Origin of the sequence: Oceanicaulis sp. UBA6590, from assembly GCF_002433705.1 — a bacterium.
In the GTDB taxonomy this organism is placed as follows: domain Bacteria; phylum Pseudomonadota; class Alphaproteobacteria; order Caulobacterales; family Maricaulaceae; genus Oceanicaulis.
Genome location: NZ_DJIQ01000043.1, coordinates 19,580 through 34,892, shown reverse-complemented (window position 1 = coordinate 34,892; position 15,313 = coordinate 19,580). Strand labels below are relative to the sequence as shown.

Sequence of the window (15,313 nt, the reverse complement as noted above, 5' to 3'; positions counted from 1 at the left end):
TGCGCGCACACATAGCGCTGCAGGGCGCAAAGGGGAACCGGCCCCTTCACTCAGTCGGCCCGTCCCCGTGCAAACCCTCAGGGCACCACAAGGTGACACTGTTATCTTGCAGGTCGAACACCAGCCGGGCGCATTGTCTCAGGACATCCCGCCCCAGGCTGGCGCGTGGGACACGGTTTGCGCCCGAACGCTCGGTGATGGTGATCACATCAATACGCTCTGCGTGACCCGAGCCTGTCTGCGCTTCATGCATGGCCAGTTCGGCGTTACTGAGCTGGTAGGCGAGCATCTGTGGGAAATATCCGGCGATCAGCAGCCCGTGATTGGGGTGCAGCAAGGCCTGCCCCATGGCGAACATGCCGATGGGTTCGTCAACAGCGTCGGGGAGAGGCTCATCAACCAGCCCGGTTTGCTCAGCCTGTCGGAATATGCGTCTGTCCAGATGCGTCCGCTGGATCAGGCTGAGCCCCAGATCGACAGCCCCCAGCGTGGAGGAGGCTTCGAATCGCCACTCCAGCAGCCCCCTCTTTCCCGGGAGCACAGTTGCAGCGGTTTCGGGGGCGGACGCGTCCATAATCAGTTCGATCTGATCGAACGCCTCCAGCGCGCCAAGTCCGACATAGCCGTCTGCAAGCGGGGTGAACTCATAGTCAGGAATCCAGATCGCTCGCCGGCGACTTCCGGCTGCGGACCCAACAGACAGGCGGGGCCTCCCCGTCCGGCCACGCAATGTCGCTTCGTCCCGGATCTGAATGGAGACCCCACGCGACAAAAGCGGCGTGGCGCGCAAACCGGCGCGTTCGGCCGTACTGGCGTTGACCAGCAAGAAGGCCGGAGCATCCAGGGCAACAATCAAACGCACCGGCTCTCCTGAGAGCGTCGCCTCCACGATAGGCTGCGCACCGTCCAACGCTTCCACGCGCAAGACCTGCGCCCGGGCTGACGGAGGGAAGGCCCCGAACAGGCACGCTGTCAGCACCACCCATCCAAGCGCCCGCCTTAATCGACCCGACATCTATCGACACCCTCTGATTGCCGTCGCTTCAGAATTCCCTCAAATGGCTAGGAACGCAAGCTTCACCCCGGCGCCTCTCTCTGTGCAATCAAGCCTGCAAGCCTGCTTGCCGAACCGGTCATCTCCCGCGTAGAAAGCGCTGACGCGCCGGCTTAGCTCAGCTGGTAGAGCAGCGGTTTTGTAAACCGAAGGTCGGGGGTTCGAGTCCCTCAGCCGGCGCCACACCCCAAAAATTCTAATGATAAATATCAACGCCCTAGAGGTGTTGGTGTCCCACGCAAAAATGGCCGTGGGACACCTGACCCCCACCCCTACAGCGAAGCCGCAGACCACGAACGGCGCGATCGCGAAGACCCCGGACGTGCTTCGCGCGGCATCATCCGTTGGACTCTCGCCTTGATGGCGCTGGCGATCCTGATCGGGCTGGGCTTCTGCGCCGCTCAGGCTCAGCAATTCTTCATCCGCTACGAAGGCGATCAGAACCGGGTCGATATCCAGCAATCGACCGGCGGCGGGTATTTCAACGCCCTGATGCAGTTCAACGCCTGGGCGGCCAATGACACTCGGGTGCGGATCACCGGCCCGTGCGCGTCCGCATGCACGCTTCTGCTGAGCTATGACAATGTGTGCTGGACAGGGGGCGCGAGCTTCCATGTTCATGCGGCGCGAACAGGCGGGCGGCAGGACGACGAGGCGAACCGATCTCTTGCCGCCACCCTGCCCCGGGCTTTGCTGGATCGCCTGCCCGATCCAGACGAGTGGTCATCCGACTATGAGCGGGGGTTCAGCTTTTCCGGCATCGAGATGTCGGAAATTCTGCAAAGACCCCTGTGCTAGATTCCCCCTAGACGCGAATAAAATATAACGTCATGGTTTATCCACAACTGTGAACAACAGGGGGAAACCATGACTTCTCTGTCTCTTACAGAAGAAGAGCGCAGGATTGCGCGCGGCATCCAGCCGAGAGCCGCAGAGCTTCGCAGCCTGATGCAGACCTATGACGAGACCGCCGAAGAGCTCGTTACGCTCGCGCGCTTTCTGATCGCCTGGGGTGATCACCCCGGAATGCTCTACGCCTACGCCCTCACCGCCGAGGCTTACAAGACCCTCACCGGTTTCCCGATCCCTGTCCGGCTCGTGAAGAAGACGCCCAAGCCCTGAAACGAAAAAGGCCGCCCCGAGATGGAGCGGCCTTTCCTATTCGTCTGATCCCGTCACACGCCGGGCCCAGCTTTGAAGAAGGGCAAGGCGCGTGGCGACGGTCGTGTGTGTCGAGAGGAGCGCGAGATAAGCGAGCTCGTAATCCCGACTGGTGCGCGCTTCCGGGGGCGGAAGTTCGGGTATGTCGTCAGCCCTCGGGGGGATCATCAGTTCCGAGTCCGGCGGCGCGACCAATGGCGCGGCGAGCGGCTTCAGCGGCGGCGTCGACTGACAGGCTGACAGACTGATCAGAAGGACAAACAAAAGCAGTAGACGCTTCAGAAATGGCATTGCGGGCATCCTCTATGGTGCGGGCGGCATCGGTGATGATCAGTCGCGCCTGATCGCCTTCCGCGGCATTGGTCTTCTGGTCAGACAGGAAGGTGTTGAGCTGATCGGTGAGGCTGGCGAGGTCTTCACGGGCGCTCTGGTCCGCATGGTTCTGCCAGCCGTGAATGCGGCCCGTGGTGTAGGCGCCGGCCACCAGAGACGCGGCGCCGGCGAGCGCGATCACAGACAGGCCGAGCTTGGACGTGATCAGACTGAGCAAAGCGCTGATCATCCGAACACCTTCGCCTTCATCGATCTCAGCCATGCCCAGGCATAGGGCCGGGCGAATTCGGTCGCACCGGCGCACAGGGCGACAGAGAGGGCGGGAAGCCATGACAGATGGCCCCAGATGATCAGGAACACGACAAGCGCGATGAAGGCGGCCCCTGCGAGCCGCCAGAGGGTCACAGACATGGTCAGTCTCCTATGTGCAGAGAACGAGGCCGGGCAGATAGCCCGGTTGCCCCTTGGGCTTGGTCATCACTTCGCGGCGGTCGCCAGGGGCGAAGCTGATGTGCAGGCGGTCTTGCGCCGGGTACCAGATCAGCTGGTCAAACATGATCGGGCTTTTGATGATGCGCCGGGCGGCGATGTGGGCTGAGAGGCCGCGCGCCTTGAAGTCCACCGCCCAGCCGGTGATGTGGTCAGAGGTCGGAGATCCACCCACGGCCTCGTTGACCAGGGGCGAGCGGAACCAGCTCGTCACATCGATGATGACGCCCAGAAGGGACCGGACGAATTCCATCCCCTCGGCTGTCTGACGGATCGCCTTTTCAGCCTCCGGGCCGGGCGTGTTGTCCAGCCCTTTATCAAACGCCGTCTGGCTGCGCAGGGCTTCGCGCCACGTGAAGTGGCGGGTGATATTGCCGTGCATGATCACCCCTCCCGTCCCGGGCCGCCGCGGCGGCGGATTTCGTCAATCACCTCATCGAGCCGCTTGTTCGACAGCCATGCGATGGTGGCGGGCGCCGTGGCCATGCCGGCGACACCGGCGACAAGCACCCAGCCCTCGCCAAGGCCGAAGGCGATGGCGATCACCCCGACGACAAGACCGAAGGCCACCGTGCCGATGAAGTATTTCAGGCCGGCCTGCGCTTTCGGCGTGAGGGTCACGACAGCCGCGCCAGCCAGGCACACGACGATGAAGAGGATGATGATCTGTTCGGCCCGCGCGAGCAGGCCGGTTGCGGTCTCAGGCGCCATGATCACGACCCTCCACGATAAGGCGATGGGCGCCCGTCAGGGCCACCATGAGGCCGGACCCGACCCCGATATGACCGAGCACCCACAAGAGGCTCTGCAGCGCGCCCAGGTCGCGCCAGTCCGCGTGCAAGAGGTAAAAGGCCGTGTTGCCCGCCATGGCGAGGCACAGGGCGGCGAGCGCCAGCCCTCCGAAGCGAAGCATGTCAGAGGCGTCCACACGCTGCCCTCGGGCTCTCAGCGCCAGCAGACAGCGCGTCACCGCGGCGATCACGCAGAAGGGTCTCGGGGCCCCTTCGGATTTGAGCTCCGAGAACAGCCGGAGCCCGGCCAGCGCCGCGCCCAGATAGGCGACAAGCTGCCAGAACAACCCGGCGGCGTTCAGCCAGCCGAGCGCGGTTTCAGGATGCGACATGGCATGCCCTTCTTGTGGTGACGACGCAGGGAAACGGGCCCGCCTGACCAAGCGGGCTGGACTCTGATGTTCCGCTAATGTTCAGTCCCTGCCCCCAACCCCGGAGGCGGTGATGAACTGGCGATCAGGCTTGCAGTTGAGAGATCATGACCCGGCCCTGCGGGTAGAGCTGTCATGCCCGCCCGGCGGATGCGGCCGAACGGTGCGGCCCAGCATTGCAGAGATCATCGAACGCGCGGCGATCAAGGGCATTGAGGCGCCCGAGCAGCTTTACCTCGATGAGGTGGCGGCGCGGGTGAAATGCCGGGGATGCGGGCGGCGGCTGGTGCTGCTGCAGACGCACGAAGAGACCATGGAGGCGTTTCAGGGCGGGATGCCTTAGGGCCAGCCCGCATCCAGATCAATCGCGCGCAAGGCGTCCAGATCAGCGGCGGCATTGATCGCGTCGGCCAAGGCGCGCGCATTGGCGAAACACGCCTGCACATGATCGAACGCCGCATCGCCGAAGGCTTCCAGGGCGGCCAGATCAAGCGATTGGAAGACACCCCGCGCCAGTTGCCAGTCGACCGTTTCGCCGCTGGGCTTGCGCGCCAGACCCGCCGACGCCGCCGCCAGCCGGGCGGTCGTGCCTTCGTCGAGCTTCACGGGTACGCCGCCATAAGTGAAGGCGGTTTCGGCCTGCTCACGCCGGGCGGATAACTGGCCCAGCATGTGCGCCCGCGCCCCTTCCAGAAGCCCCCCGGTCGGGTAAGCGTCCAGCCCGTCAAAGTCGGATATCAGCCGTTCGGGCAGGAAGTAGAAGCCCGGAACCGCCTCGACCGGCTCAAGCCGTCCGGCGTAGTAGTCGCCCCGCACGGCGTCACGTTGGGCTTGTGTGAAAAGGATCATATTACAACCCCGTCATGTAGGTATTGAGACGCGAGTAAAGGTTGGCGTGCTCGGTGCTGGTTAGAGAGCCGCCGATAAAGGCAATGGAGATTTGCCCTGAAGTGTAGCCGTTGGGAGACCCGTCAAAGTTTTGCGCCAGCAGGTACAGAGCATATTTTGGTAGGCCGATGGCCGTTGCGGTGCCAGATCCATCAGATGTCCCGTTGGTGTAAAGCTGCGTCGCGTTGTTGCTGCTGCGGTTTGAGGCAAGAAGTTTGTTCGCTGCGCTCGACGTTGCGTAAGAAACCCAGCTCACATCGTTGAACCGCGCGCGATTTGTGCCCGTATTGTTTTCAATCCGTAAATGGTGTTCAGGAACTCCCGTGCGATCAGTAACGCCTAGGTAGTTTCCACTCGCGCCAGTTGCACGGACCCAGACGCCGGCTGCGCCGCTGTTCTGTGTCAGGCTGACGCCATCCACACTAGGCGCATAATTGGTGTTCAGATAAGCGCTCGTCCCGTCGCCCGTGTAGCCTTGATCCGTGGTAAAGGCAGGACTGTTGACGGTGCTAAGCGCCGAGCCGGTCGGGTCTTTCCAATTTATTTTACCCGCTTGCTCGGAGTGGGCCGCCATAACCCAAAGAGCGTCGAGCTTGGTCCAGATTCCATCCGCTTTCAGCCCCGTGACCAGATCATCAATCAGAAGCTGGCGTGCCGATGCAGGTGGCGCGCTCATCTGGTCGATAATCGCTTGCGCATCCCCATCCAGAAACGCGGACGCCGTGGTGAAGCTGATCACATCAGACCACTCGCTGTCGCCATAGGTCGTCCCCGTGTAGCGAACCCGCGCGTAATAGGTGTTGGACTCAAGCAGATTGCCGCTCGGGATCTCCCAGCTGGTCTTGTTGGTCGCATCGTCCGTGGTCTGCACAAGGATGGTGTTAAAGTCGCTCGACGTGGACACCTGCCAGTCACTGCTTGCGTGCGTGTCGCTATCGTTGGTCGTTCCGAAAGCCGAGGCCGTCAGCGTCGGTGTCTCGTCCTGTATCCCTGTTGCGCCGTCCGCCGGATACGTGATCGAGGGCGTGTTGACGAAGGGCGCGGAATACGCGAACCTGTCCTTGGGTTCGAGAACCTTCATTTCCCACCCCCACGCACCGTCCACATATTCAAAGATCACCCGTGCGCCCGGGACGGTGACAATCTGGTTTTCAGATCGCCCGTTGATCCGACCGGGGATGGTGACAGGATCGCCCACACCCCATGAGCGGATCGGATCGTGCAGCTCGAAGCGATCCCCCTGAACGGGCGAAGCCGGAAGCCCGGACAGTGTGACGCCGCCCTGAACCGGATAGGCCTTGCCTGCCGCTGGCGTGAACGCGCTTGTCTGGATCGCTGCGACCGTGACGCCGCCGCCTCCGCCTGTTGCATCCTGCGGCACATACGCGCCTGCCGTGTCGTTCCAGGTCAGCACCTGTCCGTCAGTCGCGCCATCCTGTTCAAGGTCCGCCAGCGGGATATCTGTCCCGCTCATGCGTGCGCCCGCCGCCGCGACATTGGCCGCATCGGTTACGTCCGCGCCATCCTCGACATTGATATGCGCAAGCAGGGCGGCCTTATTCACGCCAAGCTCAATCGTTCCGTTCGTGGTGATGAGTGATCCGCTATCAATCTCGATGCCGTCAAAGCCGGAGACGGCCACACTGGTGACGGTTCCAGCGCCGGTTCCGTCCGCGCCCTTGGCCGCCAGCTTGGCCCATGTTGCGCCCTCGGTCGGCGTCGTGCCCGTGGAGCCCTGAAGCGCCAGCCATGTCTCGCCCTGATAGGTGACGATATCGTCAGCGGCGTAGGTTGTTCCCCCACCCCATGCGCCTTGAAAGTCGTCTGCAAGCGCGCCTTGGGGGCCAACGAGAGATTCCAACCATTCCGATTGCGTACCGGTAAAGCCCTCATCAACCGCGACTTCATAAGCGCTTGGGCCTCCGTCACCCTTATCGCCCTTGGGGATGGTGAAATTGAAAACAGCAGCGGCGGATGAACCGCTGTTGGTGACGCTCACACTGGAACCCGCCGCGCCAGTCGTGACGGTCCCAATGCTGATGGTGGCGGCGGCGCCGGAGACAAGACCAAAATCCAGAATTGCAGCAGCGGAAGTGCCGCTATTGGTTACGGTCGGGGTGGAGCCAGGCGAGAGCGCTGTAACGTCACCCACACTCACCGTTGCGGCCGCGCCCGCCGGTATCCCGAAATCAAGCACGGCATCTGTGGACGTGCCCGAGTTGGTCACCGTGGCGCTTTCGCCCGGCGCAAGCGTCGTCACAGTGCCTACCGATAGCTCGCCAGTGTCGCCCTTTGGCCCGACCAGAGACACGCCTGCAGGCCATGCGCCGGACGCTTTCGGGCCATAGAAGACTTTCGCGGCGGTGTCGTAATAAAAATCCCCGTCAGAACCCACACCCGCGCCGGGTGCGCCAGTCCCTGAAAGGATGGTGCGGCCATCCGCGCCATCCTCACCGCCCAGCGTGAGAATGGAGCTGCCCCATGCCCCGCCCGACTTGGGGCCATACAGCTCGCCATTGGTATTATCGAGCGCGAATTCTCCATCCGAGCCGACTGAATCAGACGGCGCGCCATCTGTGACGATGAAGCCCCCGATGGAGAGCAGAAAGCCCGCGATCTGTTCGGCATAGGCCGTGGGCAGGGTGTACCAGGCGTTGAAAATGGCGAGCAGCGAAGTCGTCGCCTCCGCCTCGGTCACCGCGCCATTGGCGAGATCATCGAAGACAGCAGCAATCGCCGCCGCTGCCGCGGCGTTATCAAGGTTGGCCATGGTCTTGATCCTTAGTCAGAGCCGGTGCGAGTGAGATCGCCCGTCACGTCCGCCACCACGACGCGGCTTTCGGTGTTGCCGGTCACGCGCGCCTGAAAGACAGCAGAGACGTTCCCGCCATAGGGCATGGCGGCGGGCGCAGAGATCACCCGATTGATGATGCCGGCAGGGCCTTCCGTGCCCGAGGCGAGCGTGAAGTCGGTCTCGCCGCTGGCGCTCAACACGATGCGCCAGTCCACCGTGATCTCCCCCAGCGGGTCTTCAACATCAACAACCGTGGGGCGGGCGTTGAACTGCCCGGCGAAACGGATCACGCCTTCGCCCGGCGCGCCCGAGAGCGTGCCCGTGGCGAGTGTCTGATAGGTGGCGGCAAGGCTGGTGGTGGAGCCGGTGAGCACGATCGCGTCGGTCCGGATCGAAGGCGGCAGACCCGCCACCTGGATCCCGCCCGCGGCGCTGTCAAACACCAGCACGCCCGCATCCGTGCGCAACTGCAGACGCCCGGTGTCCATGTCGAGCTGGAAGGTCTTCACCGTACCGGCGGCGTTGAGCGAATAGACCTCCGAGCCGTCCATATCGATGACAAAGCGCGGCGAGGCGAAGGCCGGGCCGAACTTGATCTGGCCTGCAGCGAAGCGAATGTCCGAAGACGGATTGCCGTCAGACTGGCGTGCGCTGAACTGCACCCCGGCGAACGCTGTCCCGGCCTGAACCGCGATCAGGCGCGTGGCCAGAAGCTCATCCACAGACGCAGAGACCGCCGTCAGGTCCGTGGCGATGGCGCCCACCTCGCCATCCAGCGTGTTCACGTCCGCTTCCAGCAAGGTCAGGGCGGTGGACGTCGCATCCTGATCATCGGCCAGCGTGTTGAACTGCAGCGTCAGGCTGGCGAGTGAGTCCCCCACCGCACTGAATTGCGTGGTCGTGGACGCGGTGAAAGCCGTCAGATCATCCGCCACCGTGGTGACGCTCGTCTGCACCCCGGCGATGGAATCGTTGAGTGCGCTGATCTGCGTGGTGCGGGTGTTCGTTTCCGCCACCAGATCGGACGCCAGCGTGGTGACTTCATCCTCTACCAGCGCGAGGGCGTCATCCACCGCGCTGATCTGCAGCGTCAGGCTCGATTGAACGGCCTCGGTGGCGGTGATCCGCTCGGTGCGTTCCTGCACAAACAGGTTGACTGCCTTGCGCTCGACGCCCCGGCGCTGATTGGCCTCTTCGATCAGGGACCGGATTGTCGCCTGGGCGGCTGATTTGCCCGTCGCGATCACCTCGTCAGCCAGAGCGGCCAAACGTTCATAGGTGTAATCGCCAATGCGCAAGGCATCCGTCGCGGTCATCCCGCCCGTGGTGATCGTGCCCAGAATGCGGCGGTCACCGATCACGCCGAACTGAGACACATACTTCACTGCCACCTGATAGGCGGTCTCGGGCTCAAGCCCGGTCAGCACCACGCCTTCGGTTACGATGTCGTACTGGCCGAACACGCGCCAGCCCGCATCATCATCCGCCCACGCGGCGTCCGTCGCAGGATCAATCGCGGTGCGGTATTCGACAATGATGGCCTTGGCGTTGTCCTGATCGGCCGAACCGGTCACCACGATCGTGGGCTGCTGTCCATTGCCCGCGCTGGCGCTCCACACATCGATTGCGGGCGGCGGCACGTCATAGATGTCGGGAACCGTCAGCGTGGCCGGAACCGGCGCGGTGTTCGTGCGCCCAAGGGCGAAGTCATGCTTGCCCGCGCTCTCGGAGATGAAGCTCACGCGGACGATATTCGTCATCGGGTCGAACGAGCGGGTCAGGCATTTCAGCTCGACACCATCCAGAAGGAAGCCCGGCTCGGTGATGGTGAACACATCGCCCGGCTCGATCTGCATCGCCCAGGGCTTGAGCGGCACGGTCCCGCTGAACGGCTCCCGGCTGTCAAGGATCGCATAGGCGGCCAGCTCTGCGATCTGGTCCCGGTTCGACCCATCCGCATGCAGCGCCACATAGGGATAAGTCAGATCGCGATCGATCACGCCGCCATCGGCGGTGACATAGGCCGCAACGCTGATCTCATCCTGCGGAACGTCCTCCCAGTTATGGGATTCCATCCGGCAGGTGGGCACCAGCGTGTTGATCTTCTCGAGCCGGTCCGCGTTCGTGGCGATCTCGAACGGGCCTGCAGTGTCTTCAACCGACAGGGTGACGACGCTCGATTTCGGCGCCGAGACGATGCAGCTAATCTTGCCCGCAAAGCGCGCATACCGCGCCCCGCCCGCCTGCATCAGACCCAGAAGAACCTGATGCCGGTCATCGAGCGAAGACGGATAGGCCGAAGCCGTCCAGCCGTTCGCATCGCACACATTCGCCCATTCCATGAAGGCGGGCAGATGCACGCCGGCCGATCCCGCCCCGATGCCGCCCACCAGCCGGGAGCCCTCGTAAAGCCCCATGGCCCAATTCAGCGCCAGAAGCGCCGCATTGTCCGAATAGGCGTAGGTGCTCGGCGTGCCCCAGCGGTGCGAGCCCGATCCGCCCGGAACCGTGGAATCAAGGCGCGGGTCATAGAGCTTGATCCCCTTCAGCGTCAGCCGCGTGCGCGGCTCGCCCGAGGGGTAGGATTTGAACTTGCTGTCCTGATACAGGGTCAGCTGGCAAGACGCGCGATAGGGCAAGGCCTTTGACGCATTCCACCCCTCATAGCCGGGCGTAGCGGCGTCCAGCCCGGTCTGCGCCAATGCCGTATCACTCGATGCGCCCAGCTTGGTCTGCAGCCACATCTTGTCCGCATAGGGGCCGGTGCTCGCTGCGCCATTGGCGCCAAAGCTCACCGCCACATCGTCAGCATAAAAGCCCTCGATCTGCTGGATCGGACCGCAGCCAGAACACACCGTCCAGATCGACTGATACCGGTTGTCCGCGCCCCATTCATCGCGATGCACGATGCGCCCGGCGGCCGCCACGCGACCCAGCGCGAAGGGAACCCCCGCCGTGGGGTCAGCGCGCCACTCGAGGGGGGAGCCTTCAAACCCCGTATCGGGCTGAAGGAGTGCAGTTGCAGCCATCTGCCCGGCAGACAGCACACTCATCACTGTTAGGGTCTGGCCAATGGTGGCGCCGCCGCCTGCGACCGCCACGAAGGAGCCCGCCACATACGCACCTACACCCTTGGCCGCCGTGATGATCGCGCCGACAGCCCAGCTTACAGGATCAGCCATGCGGAACTCCCATGCAGAAAAGCCCCGCGCGTGGGCGGGGTGAGCAGAAAGACTCGACTTTCAGAAGAAAGGCGCCGTAGCGTTCCCCCATCACGGGAGGACGTTATGAGCGACTGGAAAGAATTTCGCCTTCAACTCGACTTCGGCGGCAACTCGGCAAAGATCACATGGATCAAAGAGGGCGGGAAACTGCTGTCTGGGAAACCGATGGTCTCCATCACGAACTTGCCGTTTGACCAGCCTGGGGAGCAGTCGGAGTCTGAGAGCCAGCAAGCTGCTCGCGAAGCAGCGAAAGCTCATCTTCAAGAGTTGATTGATCAGCTGTGAGCTGCGCGCACCGTGCGTCCAGACAATCAACGCTACGCATCAGGGACGAGACCTGAGCTTGAAGCTTGGCGATGCGGGCTTCATGAAGGCGGCGATCATAGACCTGTTCGCCCTTGGCAGTCTGGCTCATGAGTTATCCTTTCCGGGTTTCAGGCGTGCGCCAGCACGCGAGAGTCAATTCAAGATTGGGAACGAGCACCGCGAAGGCGCCCTGACCATCAAGGCCGATCACCCGGCGCGCGGCGGCGGTGTGGACCACCATCAGGGACGCCTTGAACGCATCACCCTCCGGCGTCGGCAGGGCGATCAGATCGCCCGGCATGGCCATGGCCGGAGCAATCTTCACCAGCCCCAGTGCGTCCACCGCCTCACACAGGCTCGACAGGCCCTGTTCGCGGAACCGGCGCAGGGCGGTCTGCTCGCTCGAATACCGCACGCCCTTCAGAAGCGGCACGGGGTGGCCTTGCTTGCGCAGGGCCAGCGCGCACAGCTTCACACAATCGGTCCGGCCCCAGTTGAGCGGCTGCCCCACAAAGCGCTTCACGCACGCGCTCACCGCCTGCTGACGGGCCAGCAGGGCGCTCTTGTGTTTCACGGTCATGAGGGTCAGCCGATCCTGTTGCCCGGGCCGCCGCCGACTTCATTGCCGCCGCCGGTATATCCGCCGCCGCCGGTGCCGTAGCGGATCGCGCCGCGCGGCTGTTCGGCGCGCCAGTAGATCTTGCGCGTCACGCTGGACATCAGCGGCTTGAGGGCGGGCGTCTCCGCCAGCCGCACCCCGCGCGGGGTCAGCTGGAATTGCTCGAACGTGTAGGAAGTCAGAACCACGGAGCGGCGCCCCGTCGATACCGCCAGAGACGCTACATTCAGAAGGCCCGTGGTCAGGGTGTCAGGCGTGCCGATCACGGCGCCGGTGTTCGGGTTGATCTGCCCCCAATAGAGCACCCAGGGCGAACCCTGCGCAGCCGGGTCCGTCAGCGCTGCAACGCCGTCATCGGTATAGGGCTCAAACGTCAGATCGGGCGCGATGGCTTCAGACACCTGCCCCTCTTCGATATTGGCCACCGAAGACAGAACACCCAGATCGTCATGCTCGGGCAGATAGGTCTGCCCGCCGAACACCACCGTGCCGCCCGAGGTCAGCCGCACCGTCTCATCGGGCAAGGTCAGCTCGAGCGCGATGAAGGCGTGAGGGTTGTCGGCCTGCCAGGCGGCAATTACAAGAGTGTCCATGAAAAATCACTCGCCATGCATGTACGAAATAAAGGGCCTGCCTTGGGAAGCGGCGCCGGGGTGGCTATTAAAAGCAGTGCGCGAAGCGAATGGCGGCAAGCCGCCCAGAGGTTTTTATGTGGACCCGCTTTACAAAGGGACTGGATTGCGCGTCCTGATCGACGGCGAAGCCCACATCATCAGCCACGCTCCCGCAGGGTGAAGGTGCGCGGCAGGGACAGGGCCGCCTCGCCAAATTCCAGCCCGCTATCGCTGGTCACAAGACCTTCGAGCTTGGGGCTCGCGATCTCGACCACATCATTGTCCGATGGCGAAACCCGCAGCGGAATGCGCAGATCAATCGCCGCGGTACCGGAACCGCTCGCCGTCACCGCCGAGGCGATGGGATAGGTATAGCGGCGGCCTGTGCTGGCAATGTGGGTGACATAGGCACCCTTGGGGATGACATAGCCCGCCGTCACGCCGTCGACATTAAGCGTGCGGCCGAGCTGGCCTGCACCGGCCACACGGGGCGCGCCCTCATTCGCCGCAACCAGATCGCCCTGATCGATCGGCCAGATCAGCGTGTCGAAAGGCTCTTCAAGATCAGACCAGGCCAGCGCATCCGAACGGGTCATCGGGACCAGAAGCACCCGCGCCTCAAGGTGCTGACCGGTGCGCGTGATATGGTTCATATTGGTCTCAAAGCTGGACATGGCCCGCGCGGCGCGCGGCGTGACCGTGATCGACCAGTTGCGGACCTGCCCTGACGGCAACAGCAATCCCATGGCTTACCTCAAACGCTTGCGTGCGCGGGCGGTCTGCCCGGCCATGTCGGCCCGAGATTGCTGGACGGCGCCTTGCGCAGCCTGCACGGCCACCGGCGCGGCGGCTTCCTGAACGGCGGTCTCGAACAGAGGGGACTTGTCCACCTGAACCACGACAACGCGCTCGCGGATGATCTCGCGGCCCATATCGCTGGCGGGGATCACTTCGCCGGGAACCGAAGGGGTAAAGAACTCGCGGCCATTCTCCTGCCACTGATACGCCATGCCGGGACGGGCCGGGCCGCCCGCCGCGCGCTTGCCGCCAAAGCCGAAAACGCCCAGCACGGAACCCAGAAAACCCCCGCCCTTGGAGCCGCCCAAACCATCAAACAGAGAACCACCTAGCGCTTGGAAAGCGTCATACAGACCCTGATACGAAGCCTGACGCAGGCGCTCGATCAGGAACTCTTCAAGATCGCCGTCAAATGCCGCCTTGGCGCCGCCCGCGAACACCGCCGCGAATTCATCCATGAACGCGCCGCGATCTTCACCCAGCTGATCCTTGTAAGCCTGAGCCTGAAGACGGCCCAGCTCTTCAGCCGTGCGTTTTTCCTCTGACAACGCGGCCGCCTTGGCCTCCGCCTCGATCCTTGCGAGTTCGCGCGCCGTGTTGGTCTTGCTCGGATCGTCCATGCCGGTGGCGGTGGCGGAGAGGCGATTGGCTGGCGACTTCGAGCCATCTCCGGCCCCAGCGCCCAGACGAACGCGCACAGGGTCAACCGGGCCCACCTCCGTCAGCGACAAGATTGCTTCGCGGACCTCGAGGCGCTTCGCCAGAAGCGCGGCCTGAAGCGCCTCGGCGTATTGTGTACCGAAGTTCTCGCCCCGCTCGATGCTATCCCGGATCTCTTCGACCCGGTCAGCGCCCAGAATGCGGCGCGCCTGGGCGTCAATAACACTTACGCCAGCGCCACGGAACGCCAGCCTTGCGACTTCAGATTCAGCCGCCGCTATGCGCTCCATTTGTTCAGCCAGAGCGGTAGCGTCCCCCACCGCAGGACTTAGACCGGAACGCATGGCTTGAAGGTCATCGGCCACATATCGCAGCACGCGCGCAATTCCTGCCGTCACGCCTAATTCGTCATTGAGGTCGCTCACGGCGGCGGCTAGCTCATTACCCAGCGCCGTGGCCGCCCGGCCAACCGTCTCTGGCATCTCATCCAGCTCTGACCGCAGAGTGGACAATTCCGCTAGGAGCGACCGTGAGACCACATCAGCGGTCAAGCCGCCCTGCTCTGCGAGCTCGCGAAGCTCACCCGTCGTGAGACCAGTCTGATTCTGTAGCGCCAGCATGATGCGCTGGCCTTGCTCCATGACTGAGCGCAACTCTTCACCGCGAAGCTCGCCAGAGGCAAAGGCTTGGGACAGCTGCAAGGTAGCGTTACGCGCTTCCTCTGCGGAGGCCCCGGAGACAATGAAGGCAGAGGCGACGGCTTCTGACAGATCCAGCATCTGCTGAGTGGATAGGTTCAGGGCGTCCTGTGCTGGCGCGATGCGAGCATAGGTCTCAGCCAGCCCGTCGAAAGACGCCCCCAGTTCGGTGGAGCGGTCGAACAAAGCGGCAATGACCGAATTGGCCTCTTCAACACTGTCGGTGTAGAGCCCGATCCGCCCCTCAAGCTGGGTGACCGAGTCCGCCACCTGAATGAACTCGCGCACCAATAGGGCTGCGCTGACGCCGGCAAGCAGTCCAGTCAGTGTGCGCCCAAAGCTCTCGGCGGCCCGCTGCGTGCGTTGGACCGAGTTCTCCACCCCGCGCCATGCCGGGCCAGACCGGTCACGGGCGAAGATGTCAAAGCGGAAATCTGACGGCATACCAAGGGGCATGGCGGCCTCTTTGATCTAGCGCCCGTCCTTCTTGGCCTCTTCTGCTCTGAGCACATC

18 protein-coding genes and 1 tRNA gene are annotated in these 15,313 nt (G+C 63.5%); 6 read left to right on the top strand and 13 right to left on the bottom strand.

The window, feature by feature from the left end; all coding sequences use genetic code 11:
- Positions 1-46: 46 nt before the first annotated feature.
- The gene (locus tag B2Z70_RS09705) at positions 47-925 is read right to left on the bottom strand and encodes a hypothetical protein (RefSeq protein ID WP_292982867.1); all 879 of its coding nucleotides are present in this window, start codon (positions 923-925) and stop codon (positions 47-49) included.
- Between the two features lie 236 nt (positions 926-1,161).
- On the opposite strand from B2Z70_RS09705, the gene B2Z70_RS09700 reads away from it, so the two are divergent.
- The 3 genes from B2Z70_RS09700 (at position 1,162) to B2Z70_RS09690 (ending at position 2,176) form a co-directional block, all read left to right on the top strand.
- Positions 1,162-1,237, top strand: a tRNA-Thr gene (locus tag B2Z70_RS09700).
- 177 nt (positions 1,238-1,414) lie between these two features.
- Positions 1,415-1,852: a hypothetical protein gene (locus tag B2Z70_RS09695; RefSeq protein WP_292982865.1), complete on the top strand. Its 438-nt coding sequence runs from the start codon at positions 1,415-1,417 to the stop codon at positions 1,850-1,852.
- A 69-nt stretch (positions 1,853-1,921) separates the two neighbouring features.
- Positions 1,922-2,176, top strand: a complete 255-nt coding sequence (locus tag B2Z70_RS09690) for a hypothetical protein (RefSeq protein ID WP_292982863.1) — start codon at positions 1,922-1,924, stop codon at positions 2,174-2,176.
- 187 nt (positions 2,177-2,363) lie between these two features.
- Here the strand turns inward: B2Z70_RS09690 and B2Z70_RS09685 are convergent, their stop codons facing one another.
- The 5 genes from B2Z70_RS09685 to B2Z70_RS09665 are packed head-to-tail and all read right to left on the bottom strand — an operon-like array spanning position 2,364 to position 4,160.
- Entirely contained in the window at positions 2,364-2,777 is a 414-nt protein-coding gene (locus B2Z70_RS09685; RefSeq protein WP_292982861.1) for a hypothetical protein, read from the bottom strand.
- Positions 2,774-2,959, bottom strand: coding sequence for a hypothetical protein (locus tag B2Z70_RS09680; protein WP_292982859.1), 186 nt, complete (start codon positions 2,957-2,959; stop codon positions 2,774-2,776). Before B2Z70_RS09680 ends, B2Z70_RS09685 begins: the two co-directional genes overlap by 4 nt.
- Positions 2,960-2,969: 10 nt before the next feature.
- Entirely contained in the window at positions 2,970-3,419 is a 450-nt protein-coding gene (locus B2Z70_RS09675) for a D-Ala-D-Ala carboxypeptidase family metallohydrolase (protein ID WP_292982857.1), read from the bottom strand.
- A 2-nt stretch (positions 3,420-3,421) separates the two neighbouring features.
- The gene (locus tag B2Z70_RS09670) at positions 3,422-3,748 is read right to left on the bottom strand and encodes a hypothetical protein (RefSeq protein ID WP_292982855.1); all 327 of its coding nucleotides are present in this window, start codon (positions 3,746-3,748) and stop codon (positions 3,422-3,424) included.
- Complete coding sequence (locus B2Z70_RS09665) at positions 3,738-4,160, bottom strand: hypothetical protein (RefSeq protein ID WP_292982853.1); 423 nt, start codon at positions 4,158-4,160, stop codon at positions 3,738-3,740. Before B2Z70_RS09665 ends, B2Z70_RS09670 begins: the two co-directional genes overlap by 11 nt.
- A 112-nt stretch (positions 4,161-4,272) precedes the next feature.
- On the opposite strand from B2Z70_RS09665, the gene B2Z70_RS09660 reads away from it, so the two are divergent.
- The gene (locus B2Z70_RS09660; RefSeq protein WP_292982851.1) at positions 4,273-4,542 is read left to right on the top strand and encodes a hypothetical protein; all 270 of its coding nucleotides are present in this window, start codon (positions 4,273-4,275) and stop codon (positions 4,540-4,542) included.
- Here B2Z70_RS09660 and B2Z70_RS09655 read toward each other — a convergent pair.
- From B2Z70_RS09655 to B2Z70_RS09645, 3 genes are read right to left on the bottom strand one after another with little or no spacing between them, the layout of a single operon-like run.
- Positions 4,539-5,048: a DUF4376 domain-containing protein gene (locus B2Z70_RS09655; RefSeq protein ID WP_292982849.1), complete on the bottom strand. Its 510-nt coding sequence runs from the start codon at positions 5,046-5,048 to the stop codon at positions 4,539-4,541. The genes B2Z70_RS09660 and B2Z70_RS09655 overlap by 4 nt on opposite strands.
- Position 5,049: 1 nt before the next feature.
- Positions 5,050-7,857 (bottom strand): hypothetical protein, encoded by a 2,808-nt coding sequence (locus tag B2Z70_RS09650; protein ID WP_292982847.1) that lies wholly within the window; start codon positions 7,855-7,857, stop codon positions 5,050-5,052.
- Positions 7,858-7,868: 11 nt separating this feature from the next.
- On the bottom strand, positions 7,869-11,063 hold the full coding sequence (locus B2Z70_RS09645) for a hypothetical protein (RefSeq protein WP_292982845.1): 3,195 nt from the start codon (positions 11,061-11,063) through the stop codon (positions 7,869-7,871).
- 105 nt (positions 11,064-11,168) lie between these two features.
- Here B2Z70_RS09645 and B2Z70_RS09640 point away from each other — a divergent pair, with 105 nt between their 5' ends.
- Positions 11,169-11,390, top strand: coding sequence for a hypothetical protein (locus tag B2Z70_RS09640; RefSeq protein WP_292982843.1), 222 nt, complete (start codon positions 11,169-11,171; stop codon positions 11,388-11,390).
- A gap of 133 nt (positions 11,391-11,523) precedes the next feature.
- On the opposite strand, the gene B2Z70_RS09635 is transcribed toward B2Z70_RS09640, so the two are convergent.
- Both B2Z70_RS09635 and B2Z70_RS09630 read right to left on the bottom strand, forming a co-directional pair.
- Positions 11,524-11,991 (bottom strand): DUF6950 family protein, encoded by a 468-nt coding sequence (locus B2Z70_RS09635; RefSeq protein ID WP_292982841.1) that lies wholly within the window; start codon positions 11,989-11,991, stop codon positions 11,524-11,526.
- A gap of 5 nt (positions 11,992-11,996) precedes the next feature.
- On the bottom strand, positions 11,997-12,623 hold the full coding sequence (locus tag B2Z70_RS09630; protein WP_292982838.1) for a hypothetical protein: 627 nt from the start codon (positions 12,621-12,623) through the stop codon (positions 11,997-11,999).
- On the opposite strand from B2Z70_RS09630, the gene B2Z70_RS09625 reads away from it, so the two are divergent.
- The gene (locus B2Z70_RS09625; protein WP_292982836.1) at positions 12,622-12,825 is read left to right on the top strand and encodes a hypothetical protein; all 204 of its coding nucleotides are present in this window, start codon (positions 12,622-12,624) and stop codon (positions 12,823-12,825) included. The two genes, B2Z70_RS09630 and B2Z70_RS09625, sit on opposite strands and share 2 nt — an antisense overlap.
- On the opposite strand, the gene B2Z70_RS09620 is transcribed toward B2Z70_RS09625, so the two are convergent.
- Positions 12,803-13,390 (bottom strand): hypothetical protein, encoded by a 588-nt coding sequence (locus B2Z70_RS09620; RefSeq protein WP_292982834.1) that lies wholly within the window; start codon positions 13,388-13,390, stop codon positions 12,803-12,805. The genes B2Z70_RS09625 and B2Z70_RS09620 overlap by 23 nt on opposite strands.
- Before the next feature lie 3 nt (positions 13,391-13,393).
- Entirely contained in the window at positions 13,394-15,256 is a 1,863-nt protein-coding gene (locus tag B2Z70_RS09615) for a tape measure protein (RefSeq protein ID WP_292982832.1), read from the bottom strand.
- Positions 15,257-15,313: the final 57 nt, after the last annotated feature.

Bases quoted from the DNA above. Each gene is read 5' to 3' on its own strand.
- B2Z70_RS09615 (WP_292982832.1), bottom strand. From the start codon at position 15,256: ATGCCCCTTGGTATGCCGTCAGATTTCCGCTTTGACATCTTCGCCCGT.
- B2Z70_RS09685 (WP_292982861.1), bottom strand. From the start codon at position 2,777: ATGATCAGCGCTTTGCTCAGTCTGATCACGTCCAAGCTCGGCCTGTCT.
- B2Z70_RS09675 (WP_292982857.1), bottom strand. From the start codon at position 3,419: ATGCACGGCAATATCACCCGCCACTTCACGTGGCGCGAAGCCCTGCGC.
- B2Z70_RS09645 (WP_292982845.1), bottom strand. From the start codon at position 11,063: ATGGCTGATCCTGTAAGCTGGGCTGTCGGCGCGATCATCACGGCGGCC.
- B2Z70_RS09630 (WP_292982838.1), bottom strand. From the start codon at position 12,623: ATGGACACTCTTGTAATTGCCGCCTGGCAGGCCGACAACCCTCACGCC.
- B2Z70_RS09625 (WP_292982836.1), top strand. From the start codon at position 12,622: ATGAAAAATCACTCGCCATGCATGTACGAAATAAAGGGCCTGCCTTGG.
- B2Z70_RS09640 (WP_292982843.1), top strand. From the start codon at position 11,169: ATGAGCGACTGGAAAGAATTTCGCCTTCAACTCGACTTCGGCGGCAAC.
- B2Z70_RS09620 (WP_292982834.1), bottom strand. From the start codon at position 13,390: ATGGGATTGCTGTTGCCGTCAGGGCAGGTCCGCAACTGGTCGATCACG.
- B2Z70_RS09635 (WP_292982841.1), bottom strand. From the start codon at position 11,991: ATGACCGTGAAACACAAGAGCGCCCTGCTGGCCCGTCAGCAGGCGGTG.
- B2Z70_RS09695 (WP_292982865.1), top strand. From the start codon at position 1,415: ATGGCGCTGGCGATCCTGATCGGGCTGGGCTTCTGCGCCGCTCAGGCT.
- B2Z70_RS09680 (WP_292982859.1), bottom strand. From the start codon at position 2,959: ATGTCTGTGACCCTCTGGCGGCTCGCAGGGGCCGCCTTCATCGCGCTT.
- B2Z70_RS09650 (WP_292982847.1), bottom strand. From the start codon at position 7,857: ATGGCCAACCTTGATAACGCCGCGGCAGCGGCGGCGATTGCTGCTGTC.
- B2Z70_RS09665 (WP_292982853.1), bottom strand. From the start codon at position 4,160: ATGTCGCATCCTGAAACCGCGCTCGGCTGGCTGAACGCCGCCGGGTTG.
- B2Z70_RS09655 (WP_292982849.1), bottom strand. From the start codon at position 5,048: ATGATCCTTTTCACACAAGCCCAACGTGACGCCGTGCGGGGCGACTAC.
- B2Z70_RS09670 (WP_292982855.1), bottom strand. From the start codon at position 3,748: ATGGCGCCTGAGACCGCAACCGGCCTGCTCGCGCGGGCCGAACAGATC.
- B2Z70_RS09660 (WP_292982851.1), top strand. From the start codon at position 4,273: ATGAACTGGCGATCAGGCTTGCAGTTGAGAGATCATGACCCGGCCCTG.
- B2Z70_RS09690 (WP_292982863.1), top strand. From the start codon at position 1,922: ATGACTTCTCTGTCTCTTACAGAAGAAGAGCGCAGGATTGCGCGCGGC.